19 protein-coding genes are annotated in these 12,494 nt (G+C 63.6%); 11 read left to right on the top strand and 8 right to left on the bottom strand.

Annotated elements, in window-relative coordinates:
* Nucleotides 1-26 precede the first annotated feature (26 nt).
* Together GOW72_RS01605 and GOW72_RS01610 are read right to left on the bottom strand one after the other, a co-directional pair.
* Entirely contained in the window at nucleotides 27-635 is a 609-nt protein-coding gene (locus GOW72_RS01605) for an MlaC/ttg2D family ABC transporter substrate-binding protein (RefSeq protein WP_170341041.1), read from the bottom strand.
* Complete coding sequence (locus GOW72_RS01610; RefSeq protein WP_170341043.1) at nucleotides 625-1,452, bottom strand: MlaA family lipoprotein; 828 nt, start codon at nucleotides 1,450-1,452, stop codon at nucleotides 625-627. Before GOW72_RS01610 ends, GOW72_RS01605 begins: the two co-directional genes overlap by 11 nt.
* A 296-nt stretch (nucleotides 1,453-1,748) precedes the next feature.
* Between GOW72_RS01610 and GOW72_RS01615 the strand changes: the two genes are divergently transcribed.
* The 4 genes from GOW72_RS01615 to GOW72_RS01630 are packed head-to-tail and all read left to right on the top strand — an operon-like array spanning nucleotide 1,749 to nucleotide 4,493.
* Nucleotides 1,749-2,204, top strand: coding sequence for a RidA family protein (locus tag GOW72_RS01615; RefSeq protein ID WP_005980179.1), 456 nt, complete (start codon nucleotides 1,749-1,751; stop codon nucleotides 2,202-2,204).
* Nucleotides 2,201-2,968, top strand: coding sequence for a glycerophosphodiester phosphodiesterase family protein (locus GOW72_RS01620; protein WP_170364672.1), 768 nt, complete (start codon nucleotides 2,201-2,203; stop codon nucleotides 2,966-2,968). Before GOW72_RS01615 ends, GOW72_RS01620 begins: the two co-directional genes overlap by 4 nt.
* A 47-nt stretch (nucleotides 2,969-3,015) precedes the next feature.
* Nucleotides 3,016-4,203, top strand: coding sequence for a GNAT family N-acetyltransferase (locus GOW72_RS01625; protein ID WP_170364674.1), 1,188 nt, complete (start codon nucleotides 3,016-3,018; stop codon nucleotides 4,201-4,203).
* Nucleotides 4,200-4,493 (top strand): 4a-hydroxytetrahydrobiopterin dehydratase, encoded by a 294-nt coding sequence (locus tag GOW72_RS01630; protein WP_170341049.1) that lies wholly within the window; start codon nucleotides 4,200-4,202, stop codon nucleotides 4,491-4,493. Before GOW72_RS01625 ends, GOW72_RS01630 begins: the two co-directional genes overlap by 4 nt.
* Here GOW72_RS01630 and GOW72_RS01635 read toward each other — a convergent pair.
* The 4 genes from GOW72_RS01635 to GOW72_RS01650 all read right to left on the bottom strand — a co-directional run bounded on the left by GOW72_RS01635 (nucleotide 4,490) and on the right by GOW72_RS01650 (nucleotide 6,061).
* Nucleotides 4,490-4,801, bottom strand: a complete 312-nt coding sequence (locus tag GOW72_RS01635; protein WP_093964392.1) for a hypothetical protein — start codon at nucleotides 4,799-4,801, stop codon at nucleotides 4,490-4,492. The genes GOW72_RS01630 and GOW72_RS01635 overlap by 4 nt on opposite strands.
* A gap of 49 nt (nucleotides 4,802-4,850) precedes the next feature.
* Nucleotides 4,851-5,198 carry an EF-hand domain-containing protein gene (locus tag GOW72_RS01640; protein ID WP_170360535.1) on the bottom strand — a complete coding sequence of 116 codons (348 nt, stop codon included), beginning with the start codon at nucleotides 5,196-5,198 and terminating at the stop codon, nucleotides 4,851-4,853.
* Nucleotides 5,199-5,209: 11 nt separating this feature from the next.
* Complete coding sequence (locus tag GOW72_RS01645; protein ID WP_093964393.1) at nucleotides 5,210-5,455, bottom strand: glycine zipper 2TM domain-containing protein; 246 nt, start codon at nucleotides 5,453-5,455, stop codon at nucleotides 5,210-5,212.
* A gap of 120 nt (nucleotides 5,456-5,575) precedes the next feature.
* Nucleotides 5,576-6,061, bottom strand: coding sequence for a peroxiredoxin (locus tag GOW72_RS01650; RefSeq protein WP_170360950.1), 486 nt, complete (start codon nucleotides 6,059-6,061; stop codon nucleotides 5,576-5,578).
* Nucleotides 6,062-6,160: 99 nt separating this feature from the next.
* Between GOW72_RS01650 and GOW72_RS01655 the strand changes: the two genes are divergently transcribed.
* Genes GOW72_RS01655 through GOW72_RS01670 form a run of 4 tightly spaced genes read left to right on the top strand, consistent with a single transcriptional unit; the run spans nucleotide 6,161 to nucleotide 8,829 of the window.
* Nucleotides 6,161-7,372, top strand: coding sequence for an NAD(P)/FAD-dependent oxidoreductase (locus GOW72_RS01655; protein ID WP_170364676.1), 1,212 nt, complete (start codon nucleotides 6,161-6,163; stop codon nucleotides 7,370-7,372).
* Nucleotides 7,369-7,938: a 16S rRNA (guanine(966)-N(2))-methyltransferase RsmD gene (rsmD, locus tag GOW72_RS01660; protein ID WP_170364678.1), complete on the top strand. Its 570-nt coding sequence runs from the start codon at nucleotides 7,369-7,371 to the stop codon at nucleotides 7,936-7,938. The genes GOW72_RS01655 and rsmD overlap by 4 nt, the downstream gene beginning before the upstream one ends.
* A gap of 52 nt (nucleotides 7,939-7,990) precedes the next feature.
* Nucleotides 7,991-8,626, top strand: a complete 636-nt coding sequence (locus tag GOW72_RS01665) for an HAD family hydrolase (RefSeq protein WP_170364680.1) — start codon at nucleotides 7,991-7,993, stop codon at nucleotides 8,624-8,626.
* Nucleotides 8,627-8,649: 23 nt separating this feature from the next.
* Nucleotides 8,650-8,829, top strand: coding sequence for a hypothetical protein (locus GOW72_RS01670; RefSeq protein ID WP_170364682.1), 180 nt, complete (start codon nucleotides 8,650-8,652; stop codon nucleotides 8,827-8,829).
* Here GOW72_RS01670 and map read toward each other — a convergent pair.
* A complete protein-coding gene (gene map / locus GOW72_RS01675; RefSeq protein ID WP_170360548.1) occupies nucleotides 8,817-9,629 on the bottom strand; it encodes a type I methionyl aminopeptidase in 813 nt (270 codons plus the stop codon). The two genes, GOW72_RS01670 and map, sit on opposite strands and share 13 nt — an antisense overlap.
* Nucleotides 9,630-9,880: 251 nt before the next feature.
* On the opposite strand from map, the gene GOW72_RS01680 reads away from it, so the two are divergent.
* Nucleotides 9,881-10,276: a RidA family protein gene (locus GOW72_RS01680; RefSeq protein ID WP_170364684.1), complete on the top strand. Its 396-nt coding sequence runs from the start codon at nucleotides 9,881-9,883 to the stop codon at nucleotides 10,274-10,276.
* Nucleotides 10,277-10,305: 29 nt separating this feature from the next.
* Here the strand turns inward: GOW72_RS01680 and sfsA are convergent, their stop codons facing one another.
* Nucleotides 10,306-11,013, bottom strand: a complete 708-nt coding sequence (gene sfsA, locus GOW72_RS01685; RefSeq protein ID WP_170364686.1) for a DNA/RNA nuclease SfsA — start codon at nucleotides 11,011-11,013, stop codon at nucleotides 10,306-10,308.
* Nucleotides 11,014-11,063: 50 nt separating this feature from the next.
* Here sfsA and GOW72_RS01690 point away from each other — a divergent pair, with 50 nt between their 5' ends.
* Both GOW72_RS01690 and GOW72_RS01695 read left to right on the top strand, forming a co-directional pair.
* The gene (locus GOW72_RS01690; protein WP_170364688.1) at nucleotides 11,064-11,786 is read left to right on the top strand and encodes a competence/damage-inducible protein A; all 723 of its coding nucleotides are present in this window, start codon (nucleotides 11,064-11,066) and stop codon (nucleotides 11,784-11,786) included.
* Nucleotides 11,783-12,493: a GNAT family N-acetyltransferase gene (locus GOW72_RS01695; RefSeq protein ID WP_170364690.1), complete on the top strand. Its 711-nt coding sequence runs from the start codon at nucleotides 11,783-11,785 to the stop codon at nucleotides 12,491-12,493. Before GOW72_RS01690 ends, GOW72_RS01695 begins: the two co-directional genes overlap by 4 nt.
* Nucleotide 12,494: the final 1 nt, after the last annotated feature.

Consider the following 12,494-nt stretch of genomic DNA (forward strand, 5'->3'; position numbering starts at 1 on the left):
CGTCATCACTACTCTGACCGGTTGGTTCAGCCGGTCTTTTTCAGGTCATTGATCAACTGATCCAGGTTGCCCTTGCGCGCATCCAGCATGGCGCCGATCTCGGTCCGCTCTGTCAGCAGCAGGTTCACGCCTTCGATGAACATGTTGTAGAACTTGTCGCGACCCGATTTGTCCGATACTAGGAAGGTCACTTCGAACGGCGCTTCGCCGCGCAGCTTGACGCTGCTGCGAACCTCGTAGCCGGCCTTGATCTTGCGGGCATTCTTCACGGTGACCTCACCCCCGATGAATTCGCGGAAGCGTCGACCGTATTTGCGCGAGATATACCCCTGGAAAGCCTTGGTGAATTCGCGCATCTGCGCCTTGCTGGCGCTGCGCGCATCGGCGCCCAGCGCATAGCGTGCCATGATCGGAACGTCGGCATATTGCACGAAGATCTTTTCGAAATCGCGCAGCATGGCGCTTTCGGATTTGCCCGACTCGATCACGCGCGTGATGTCGGCAACGACGCTGTTGACCAGTTGTGTCGCGCTGGCCTCGGTCAACGCCAGGGTCTGCTGTGGAAGGCCAGCCACGGCCAGCCCGGCCAGGGCGGTGGCGGCAAAGGTACGGCGGTTCATGGCGTTATTCAGCATAGGGGTCCTCATATGGGTCCTCGTAAGGGTCAAGGTATGGGTCCCTGACCGGGTCGGTGCCGGTATCGGCGTAGGGATCGGAATACAGACCCAGATAGGCATCCTCATCGTCCCTTGCCAGTTCGAACCGGCGGTTTTGCAAATAGATCAGGCGGGCCTGAGCGTAACTGTCTGCGCTTTCGTACAGAATCGAGTCGACCGTGTCCGAGAATCTGCCCCGATCGCCCATCCGCCGTACCACCTCGGCATAGACGCCCAGGTTGTCGGCCGGTCGCGTCGGCGAGAAGTTGATCGGGTTCGAGAACAGGTTGACCACAACGCCGACCGCATCCCGGGTCGTCGAGGGGCCGTAGAACGGCAGTTCGACATAAGCCCCTTCGCCGAAGCCCCAGACATGAAGCGTTTCGCCGAAATCGGTATCAACCGGCGGCAGGTTCAACTCATCCGCCGGTTTGGACAGACCGAACCCGCCCACGGTCGAGTTGATCACGAACCGCAGCAGGGCGTTGCCCGACTGTTTCAGATTGCCCTGCAGCAGATAGTCGACGGCCTGTCCGGGCAACGAGATGTTTTCAGCGAAGTTGTTGAAGCTGGTGACCATCGGGTCGGGTACGATTTTCACATAGCCTTTCGAGGCCGGGCGGAACAGGAACCGGTCGACGCCCAGATTGAACTTGTGAATGCCGCGATTTGCGTTTTCGTAGGGGTCGAAGACCTCGCCGCGGGCCGCTGCGTCCTGGGGCTGCGACGCGCAGGCCGACAGAACCGCGAACAGCGACACTGCGACGATGTGCTTGAAACGGATCCGGTTGGACACGGTCTTGGTTACTCCCGATCGTCCGGATGTAATCCAGCCGGACACTCAATCAATACGTTTTCTCGTTGGCACAACGGACCAATTCAACGGCACATAGTCGTTTCGCACTCGAAAGGAAACTCCTAGCGTTTAACCCGCGCGCCGGACCCGGGTAAAGTGGCCTGCATTCAACACATCCGCATGAGTGGAGACCTGCCCAAATCGCGGGCAAATGCGAAATTGCCGGTTTCCGGCTTTCCGTGGGCGGTGTTCCCGGTTAGCGTCCGCCCGAGTCACATGAAGTTGAGGACAATCACATGAGCATCGCAGCCAAACTGGAATCCCTGGGCGTGACCCTGCCGGACGCCCCCGCACCGGCAGCCAATTACGTGCCGTTCGTGCGGGTGGGCAACATCGTCTATGTGTCGGGCCAGATCTCGAAGGACGATGCGTTGATCACCGGCAAGCTGGGCGCCGATATGGATGTGGCCGCCGGTGCGGCGGCGGCCCGGGTCTGTGCCATCAACCTGCTGGCCCAGGTCAAGGCGGCCTGCGGCGGGGACATCGACAAGCTGGTGCGGGTGATCAAGCTGACCGGCTTCGTGAACTCGACCGCCGATTTCACCGACCAGCCGCAGGTGATCAACGGCGCGTCCGACTTCCTGGTCGAGGCGCTGGGCGATGCCGGCCGCCATTCGCGCTCGGCCGTCAGCGCCGCATCGCTGCCGCTGGGCGTGGCCGTCGAGATCGAAGGGATTTTCGAGATCCAATGACACCGTCTCTGCCTCGTGTGTTCATGGGCGCGCCGATCGCGCATCGGGCGTTGCATGACATTCGCCAGAACCGCCCGGAAAACAGCCGGGCGGCCATCCGGGCCGCCATTGCTGCGGGCTACGGGATCGAGATTGACCTGCAGTTGACGTCGGACGGCCATGCCATGGTGTTCCACGACTATGATCTGACGCGCCTGACCGGGCGGCCGGGCGCCATTCAGCAGATCACCCGGGCCGAGGCCGCGGACCTTCCGCTGCTGCACGGGGACGAGGGTATCCCTTCGCTTGAGGAAGTTCTGCAACTGGTGGCCGGCCGCGTGCCGCTGCTGATCGAGTTCAAGGATCAGCACGGTGCGATGGGGCCTGTGGACGGGCGGCTGGAGCAAGACGCGGTCGCGCTGCTCAAGTCCTATGACGGCCCGGTCGCGCTGATGTCATTCAACCCCAACTCGGTGGCCGAGCTGGCCCGGCTTGCGCCGGAGATGCCGCGTGGGTTGACGACCTGTTCCTACAAGCCCGAAGTCGAGCATCTGCCGGCCGAGGTCTGCGACCACCTGCGCGAGATCCCCGATTTCGACCGGGTTGGCGCCAGCTTCATCAGCCACGAGGTGCAGGACCTGTCCCGCCCCCGCGTGGCCGAGTTGAAGGCGCAAGGCGTGCCGATCCTGTGCTGGACGGTGCGCTCGGCCGAACAGGAGGCCGAGGCGCGCAAGGTGGCCGACAACGTGACCTTCGAGAACTATCTGGCCGCCATTCCGGGTTGAACCCGGCTGCCGGCGTCACAGATAGTTCAGGGGACGCAGGAGGGCACATGGACCAGTCACAGATCGAGATACGGGTTCTGTCGGCGCTGGATCAGATCCCGGCGGCCGAATGGGACAGTTGCGCCTGCCCCGAGGCCGCCGACGGCACCCGCCCGCTGGACCCGTTCACCACGCATCGGTTCCTGCGCGCGCTGGAAGATAGCGGCTCGGTCGGGCGGGGCACCGGCTGGCAGCCGCAATACCTGACCGCCTATCTGGACGGCCTGTTGATCGGGGCCGCGCCGATGTTTGCCAAGTCGCATAGCCAGGGCGAGTACATTTTCGATCACAGCTGGGCCCATGCCTATGAAAACGCGGGCGGGCGGTATTACCCGAAATTGCAGATCGCGGTGCCCTTCACCCCGGCCACCGGGCGGCGGTTTCTGACACGGCCCGGCTATGACGGGATCGCCATGTCGGCGCTGGTGCAGGGGGCGGTGCAACTGGCCGCCGACAATCGCCTGTCGTCGCTTCACGTCACCTTCTGCACCCAGGACGAGGCGCTGGCCGGGCAGCAGATGGGCCTGCTGGCGCGCGACTCGCAGCAGTTTCACTGGCTGAACGACGGCTATGCCGACTTCGACGATTTCCTCGCCGCCCTGTCTTCGCGCAAGCGCAAGAACATCCGCAAGGAACGGGCGCAGGCCAATGCCTTTGACGGCGGAATCCGCACCCTGACCGGCGCCGATCTGCGGCCCGAATACTGGGACGCGTTCTGGGAGTTCTATCAGGACACCGGCGCACGCAAGTGGGGCTCGCCCTATCTGACGCGGCAATTCTTTGACATCGTTCACGAAACCATGGCCGATGACGTGGCGCTGGTGCTGGCCGAGCGGGGCGGATACCCGATCGCGGGGGCGCTGAACTTCATCGGGCGCAAGACCTTGTTCGGGCGCTATTGGGGCTGCAACGAACATCACCCCTGCCTGCATTTCGAACTGTGCTACTATAGGGCGATCGACTTTGCCATCGCGCATGGTCTTGACCGCGTCGAAGCCGGCGCGCAGGGAGAACACAAGCTGGCGCGGGGTTATCTGCCCACGCGCACGCACAGCCTGCACTGGATCGTCGATCCCGGCTTTGCGGACGCCGTCGCGCGGTATCTCGAGGCCGAGGCCCGCGCGGTGGGGGAAGAGATCGAAATTCTGACGGATTACGGCCCGTTCAGAAAAGCCAACCCGGAGGAACAGCAATGAGCGAACTTCTGTCGACCGAGACCCGTGGCCCGCTGCTGGATCCGCTGTTCAAGAACGGCTGGACCATGGTCAAGGATCGTGACGCGATCACCAAGACCTTTATCTTCGACGATTTTGTCGATGCCTTCGGCTGGATGACCAAAGTGTCGATCTTTGCGGAAAAATGGAACCATCATCCCGAATGGTCCAACGTCTACCGCACGGTCGAGGTGGTGCTGACCACTCATGACGTGGGCGGCCTGTCGTCTCAGGACGCCAAGCTTGCGCGCAAGATGGACAGCCTGCTTTAGCCGCGGTCGCCCCGCGACCCCATGCCCCCAGCCAACATCGCTACCTCGCCCAGACGACGGAACTCGGCCGGGGTCACGGTACCGTCGCTCACGTCGATGTCGCGCGGGATTCCGGCGGTGCGGTTGCCCATCATCCGTACGCTGCGCGCCGCCGGATTGATGTCCAGACAACGCGTCTGATAGCAGGTCAGACCAGCCGTATTGATCTGAATGCGCGCTTGCCCGTCCGGCCCGGTCACGACCGGCGCCTGCGGGACGTCGCACGCTGCCAGCAGAACGACCGCGCCAAGCCAATAAAATACTCTCATGCCTGCGCTCCTGTTGGTCTCAGGGTCAGCCGTGCCGGGGCGCCGGGCCTCAATCCAACTGACCGTTCCGGTCTTTGTCCGCAGACAGGAAATCGTCATTCATCTGCGAGTCATACTCTGACCGAGAGATAGAGTTGTCGCGATTGCGGTCAATCTTCTGGAACATCTTGATATCCATGAACGGCTTGGCCTCGTCCAGACCGAGCGTGCCATTCTTGTCATCGTCCATTTCCTGATAGGCGTAATCCGAAAAGGCATCGAATTCGTCGCGCGACAGGAAACCGTCGTTGTTGGCGTCGATCGCGTTCAATTCGCGCTCATTCAGTTCGGCCACGCTGTCTGCGGCGGCAGGTGCTGCCATCATCAGGGCCGTCATCAATAGAACCGAGTGTTTCATCCTGGCGCTCCTCAGCATGCGAATCTCTGGCCTTCGACCCCGCCGGCCACGGCGCCGGCTGCGGTCAGAATATCCTTGCCCGACCCACCGCCAAACTGGTTGCCGATGGCGCCGCCGATCAACGCGCCGCCCAGGGTGCCGCCAAGACAGGCGATCTCGTGCTGGCGCGCAGCCTGTTGCTGCGGTGTTGGCGCAGGCCCGCACGCGGTCAACAGCCCCGCGCCGCCCAAAGTAATGACTGCTAGAAATCTTTTCATGAATGAACTCCCGGTTCCCATGCAGGAACACTGGCACATTCCGAAGGTGTGGGCCAAGTTAATTGGCCTTCATCCAACGTGACCCGTGGCATGGCCCCGGTGCGCACCGGGGCCGTCCTGTCAGATGACTTCGAGCAAGCCTTCTCCGGCCGAAATCTCGCAGGCGCCGGGGCTTTCCTCCAGGTTCAGCGCCACGACCTTGCCATCTTCGACCAGCATCGCGTAGCGCTTGGAGCGCGCGATCAGGCCGGCGGGCGGGGCGTCGAAATCCATGCCGATCGCCTTGGTGAATTCCGAGGCCGGATCGGCCAGCATGGTCAGTCCGGCCGCAGTTGCGCCCGTGGCCTCGCCCCAGGCCTTCATCACGAAGGGGTCGTTGACCGACACGCAGATGATCTCGTCCACGCCTTTGGCCGCAAACTGGTCCTTGGTGCGCATGAAGCTGGGCACATGGGCCGAGTGGCAGGTGGGGGTGAACGCGCCGGGCACGGCAAAGATCACCACCTTGCGGCCCTTGACCTTGCTGGAGACCCGCACCTCTTCCGGTCCGTCAGCGCCCATCTGGATCAGGGTTGCTTCGGGCAGGGTGTCGCCGGTTGAAATCATCTTCATGCTCCTGTCGATTGAAATTGCAAACTCGCTCCTTGCCGCAATATAGGTGGGCGGGTGGCACAAGCCACGGGAAATTGACAGGGGGCGGACCAGATGAGCCATATCGTCGTGATCGGAGCCGGGCAGGCGGGGTCATCACTGGTGGCCGGGCTGCGCAAAGGCGGGTTTGACGGGGCGATCACCCTGATCGGGGCGGAACCCGTGCTGCCCTATCAGCGCCCGCCGCTGTCCAAGGCCTATCTGCTGGGCGAGATGGAGCTTGAACGGCTCTACCTGCGCCCCGAAAGTTTCTATGCCGAGAACGATATCACCCTGCGTCTGGGCCAGCAGGTGGGCGCGATCGACCCGGCGGCCAAGACCGTGACCATAAGCGGTGAGGTGATATCCTACGACCAGCTTGCCCTGACCACCGGCTCGCATCCGCGCCGCCTGCCTGCCGCGATCGGCGGAGACCTGGCGGCCGTGCATGTGGTGCGCACGCTGGCCGATGTGGACACGATGGCCCCCGCCGTCACCCAAGGCGCGCGGGCGCTGATCGTGGGCGGCGGTTATATCGGGCTCGAGGCCGCGGCGATCTGCGCCAAACGCGGCGTGCAGGTGACGCTGGTCGAGATGGCTGACCGCATCCTGCAGCGTGTCGCGGCCCCCGAGACCAGCGACTATTTCCGCGCACTGCACAGCGCGCATGGCGTGGACATCCGCGAAGGCGTAGGGCTGGACCGGATCACCGGCGAGAATGGCAAGGTCACCGGCGCGGTGCTGGGCGACGGGACCGAACTCGAGGTCGATTTCGTGGTGGTCGGCGTGGGCATCGCTCCGGCCACCGAACTGGCCGAAGCGGCCGGGCTTGCCATCGAAAACGGTATCAAAACCGATGTGCATGGCCGCACCTCTGCCGCCGATATCTGGGCGGCGGGCGATTGCGCCTCGTTCCCCTACAAGGGCCGGCGAATCCGTCTGGAAAGCGTGCCCAACGCCATCGACCAGGCCGAGGTGGTGGCGCAGAACATGCTGGGCGCGGGCAAGAATTACGTGGCCACGCCCTGGTTCTGGTCGGACCAGTATGACGTGAAGCTGCAGATCGCCGGGCTGAACATGGGTTATGACCACGTCGTAACCCGTCCGGGCGAGGGAGCGACCACCTCGTTCTGGTATTACCAGGGCGATCAGCTGCTGGCCGTGGATGCGATGAACGACCCGCGCGCCTATATGGTCGGCAAGCGCCTGATCGACGCGGGAAAAACCGCCGATCCGGCGGTGGTGGCCGACCCCGCAGCGGATCTGAAACCGCTGCTCAAGGCGTGAGGATCATCGCCGGAGATTTCCGGGGCCGGGCGCTGGCCTCGGTCGGCAAGGGGGATGCGGGCGCGCATCTGCGCCCCACCACCGACCGGGTGCGCGAAAGCCTGTTCAACGTGCTGAACCACCTGATCGATTTCGACGGGCTGCGGGTGCTGGACCTGTTCGCCGGCACCGGCGCGCTGGGCCTCGAGGCGCTGTCGCGCGGCGCGTCCCATGTCACCTTCGTCGATGACGGGCGGGTGGCACAGGGGCTGATCCGCAAGAATATCGACCTGACCCGCAGCGCCGACCGCACCGCCCTGATCCGCCGGGACGCGACCCGGCTGGGCGACAATTCCGGGGAACCTTTCGACCTGATCTTCCTCGACCCGCCCTACGGCAAGGGAATGGGGCAAAAGGCGCTGGCAGCGGCGCTCAAGGGCGGCTGGCTGGCCGATGACGCGCTGGTGGTCTGGGAAGAGAACACCCCGATGGCGCCGCCCGAGGGCTTCACGTTGCACGATGCACGCAAATACGGCGACACCCATATCTCGCTGATGTGGCGGGACCCCGCCGGGGGTCCGGCTTGAGCCTGCGTGCCCCCCGGGGTAGGCAGGTGCGAAACCTGCGACGGAGAGCCCAATGCACGATCTGGTGATCTTTGACTGCGACGGTGTGTTGGTCGACAGTGAAACGATCTCCAACCAAGTGATGGTCGACAACCTGGCCGGGTATGGGCTGAACCTGTCGCTGCAGGACTGCATGTCGATGTTTGTGGGCGGAACCATGTCGGGCGTCCGGGACTCGGCGCGCAAGATGGGCGCTGACCTGCCCGATGACTGGACCGAGCAGATCTATGCGCAGATCTATGATGTGCTGCGCGCAGGTGTTCCCGTGATTCCGGGAATCCCCGAGTTGCTGCGCCATCTGGACGAACAGCGCATTCCATTCTGTGTGGCCTCGAACGGGCGGCGCGAGAAGATGCAGATCACCCTGGGCCAGAACGGGCTTTGGGACAGGTTCCAAGGCGCGATCTTCTCGGCCCATGAGGTCGGCAGCGCCAAGCCCGAGCCGGAGTTGTTCCAGACCGCGGCCCAACATTTCGGTGCAAAGTCGCCGGTCGTCATCGAGGACAGTGCGAACGGTGTGACCGCCGCGATTCGGGCCCAGATGAGGTGCCTTGCCTATGCGCCGCTTGATGACGGCGCGCGCCTGGCGGGGCTCGGGGCCGAAGTCATCCGTGACATGAGGGAGGTGCCGCAGCTTTTGGGTCATTGACGGGTCTGTGCTAGACTGCGGTCATGGACCGCGCACTTTCACGCCCACTCTGGCCCGCCCGGTTCCAGGCGCAGGCCACCTCAGGACCCGAGCCACAGCCTCGGCCCGCACCCGTCTTCATTCAGGACGCGGTGACGCCTTGGGGCCCGGACACCCTGCTGCTGAAGCTTCTGCGCGATCAGGCTGGCGATCAGGAGGAGTAAGTCGGGTGGAACTTGCCGCCCGGTGACAGGGTAAAGATCTCGACCCCGTCCGCTGTCACACCCACCGAATGCTCGAACTGCGCCGACAGCGACTTGTCGCGGGTCACGGCGGTCCAGTCATCGGCCAGCGTCTTGGTCTCGGGGCGGCCCAGATTCACCATCGGCTCGATGGTGAAGAACATGCCTTCTTCCAGAACCGCGCCGGTGCCCGGGCGGCCATAGTGCAGCACGTTGGGCGGCGCGTGGAACACGCGGCCCAGCCCGTGCCCGCAGAAATCGCGCACCACGCTCATGCGGTGGGCTTCGACATAAGACTGGATCGCGTGGCCAATGTCACCGAAGGTGTTGCCCGGCTTGACCATCTCAATGCCTTTGAACAGGGCGTCGTGGGTCACCTGGATCAGCCGCTCGGCCTTGCGCGGCAGCTTTCCGGCCACATACATGCGCGACGTGTCGCCGAACCAGCCGTCGACGATCACGGTCACGTCGATATTCAGGATGTCGCCATCCTTGAGCTTCTTGTCCCCGGGAATCCCGTGGCAGACCACGTGGTTCACGCTGATGCAGCTGGCGTGCTGATAGCCTTTGTAACCGATGGTGGCCGATTTCGCGCCGGCGTCCTCGACCATCTGGGTGATGATCCGGTCGATCTCGCCAGTGGTCTGGCCGGGAAAGACATGCTCGGCAATATCATCCAGGATGCGCGCCGCCAGAGCCCCTGCCGCGTGCATGCCGGCAAAGTCAGCCTGTTCGTAGATGCGGATACCGTCCTTCGTCAGACGGCCACGATGCTCTTTCATTCGTGCGGGGCTCCAAAAAATTCTGCGCAGCATCCTTTCTACGCTGCTTGTGCAGAAAGTACCAGAGGGCGCAGGGACGCGGGTGCCTGCCCTGATCTGAATTTGGATGCGGGGGGCGAAACGTCAAGGGACGTTGCCGCGTTTTGCGCGGGTGGTCCGGCCCGGCGTCAAAAGGCCTCGACCGATGCCCGGATTTGGGGCCAAATGAATGTACACAGACTCATTTGGTCGGGAAGAGAGGAGCCGGATGAATGTCGCAGAAACGGGAACTGATATCGAATGGAAACCCCATGGAGGCGGTCGTCGGCTTCAGCCGCGCCGTCCGGGTGGGGAATTTCATCGCGGTCGGGGGGACTGCCCCGGTCGATGCGCAAGGCAAGACAGTCGGGGTCGGGGACGTCTATTTGCAGACCAAACAATGCTTTGAGATCATCAAGGATGCGCTGGAGCGTGCCGGATCGGGTTTGCAGGACATCGTCCGAACCCGCGTGATCCTGACCGATATCGACAATTGGAAGCAGGCGATCGAGGCCCGCAAGCTGTACTGTCTGGACGCGCGACCCGTGGACACGATCATGGCGATCAACCGGTTCGTAAATCCCGAATGGTTGGTTGAAATCGAGGTCGACGCCGTCGTCCCCGATTGAATCGCCACGCGGCGGAAATCGACCGGCCTTCAGTCGCTGGAAATCGTCGCCTGCGGCTGAACCCAGACGCCATCCGGTGAAATGCGCGTACCACAGACCAAGTGTTCAACCCCATTGGCCCGGGCAGTCGAAAACGCTGCCGCATAGGCCGGGTCGATATCGGCGGCCAATGCGAAATTGCGGCAATCCGTGCGCTGAACCAGGTAGAGCAGGATGGCCCGGTGCCCTTGCGCGGCCATTTCGGCCAGTTCCCCCAGATGCTTGGTGCCCCGCGCGGTGACGCTGTCGGGAAACTCGGCCAGCCCCGGTTCGCGCGACAGGGTCACGCTTTTGACCTCGACATAGGCGTCGGGCAGCCCGGGTTGCGAAAGCAAAAAGTCGATGCGGCTGTTCTGGCCGTATCTGACCTCGGGCCGCACGGTTTCATAGGCGGCAAATGCGGGGATCTCCCGGGCTTGGAGCGCAGCGCGCAAGGCCCGGTTGGGCACCGAAGTATCGACCCCGGTGAAATGGCCGTTTTCATGATCGACCAGCCGCCAGCCGTATTTGAGCTTTTTCTTCGGGTCTTCATTAGGCTCAAGCCAGATCTTTTCGCCCGGTTCGGCCAGACCCATCATCGAACCCGGATTGGCGCAATGGGCCGTCACCTCGCGCCCGTCCTCAAGCCTGCAGTCGGCCAGAAAGCGTTTATAGCGGCGGATCAGGCGGGCGGGCACAAGAGGGGTTTGAAAGCGCATGGTTCCGGGCCTATACCTGCCGCAAAGGTCGATCAAGAGGAGAGCGTGCCATGCCCAACCCAACCGCTGCAATGCTGGTGATCGGGGATGAAATCCTGTCCGGCCGAACCCGCGACGCCAACATGCATTATCTGGCGCAGGAGCTGACCAAACACGGCATCGATCTGAAAGAGGTCCGCATCGTCAGCGACGAGGCACCGGCGATCGAGGCCGCCGTCACGGCGCTGTCGCAGGGCTATGACCATGTGTTCACCAGCGGGGGCATCGGCCCCACCCATGACGACATCACCGCCGATTGCATCGCCCGCGCGTTCGGGGCGCAAATCGATGTGCGAGACGATGCCCGCGCCCTGCTGCAGGCGCACTACGACCAATCGGGGCTGGAGCTGAACGAAGCGCGCCTGCGCATGGCGCGCATCCCTGACGGGGCAACGCTGATCGACAACCCGGTTTCCACCGCGCCAGGGTTCACACTAGGTAATGTCCATGTGATGGCCGGCGTCCCATTGGTCTTCCAGGCGATGGTGGCCAGTGTGCTGCCCACCCTGACCGGAGGAAAACCGTTGTTGTCTCAGACCTTGCGGGTCAACCGGGGAGAAGGTGACATCGCTGCGACCCTGGCCGCCGTGGCAGAGGAATTTGGCGACGTGTCGATCGGGTGTTACCCGTTCCAGATCAACGGCGTCTTCGGGGCCAACGTGGTTGTTCGGGGCACTGACGGGTCGCGTATCGATGCGGTCACGACGCGACTGGCCAAGGAGCTTAGCCTGTGACGGTAGACTGGGCGGCAGTGGTCGATGGCACCTGGCCCGCCGCACGGTATGAGCAATTGGGTCCGTTTCTGCTGCGCGAAGGGCAGGGCGGTGGATCACGCGTATCGGCGGCCAGCCGTACCGGCCCGGTCACAGCGACCGACATCGAGGCGGCCGAGGCGGCCATGCTTGCGATGGGCCAAAAGCGCATCTTCTGCCTGCGCCCCCACGACGCGGACCTGGACGAAACCCTCGCGCAACGCGGATACGAGGTTCTGGATCCGGTCAACATCTATGCCTGCCCGGTCTCGCGGCTGACGGACCAGCCGGTCCCGCCGGTCACGGTGTTCTGCCTGTGGGAGCCGTTGGCGATCATGCGCGAGATCTGGGCCCAAGGTGGCATCGGGCCCGCCCGGCTGGCCGTGATGGAACGGGCACCAGGTCCGAAAACCGGACTGTTGCTGCGACACCGCGATCAACCGGCCGGCACCGCTTATGTCGCCATACATGATGGTATCGCCATGCTGCACGCGCTTGAGATCGTACCCGCCCACCGCCGGCAGGGGCTGGGCCAATGGGCAATGCGCGCCGCGGCCTTTTGGGCGCTGGACAATGGCGCGCATACCCTTAGCGTGATCTGCACCAAGGCCAATATCGGCGCCAACGCGCTCTACCACTCTCTGGGGATGGAACGCGTCGGAGAGTATCACTATCGCCAGCTGGTCTGAG

Source organism: Ruegeria arenilitoris, from assembly GCF_013032855.1.
Lineage (GTDB): Bacteria > Pseudomonadota > Alphaproteobacteria > Rhodobacterales > Rhodobacteraceae > Ruegeria > Ruegeria arenilitoris.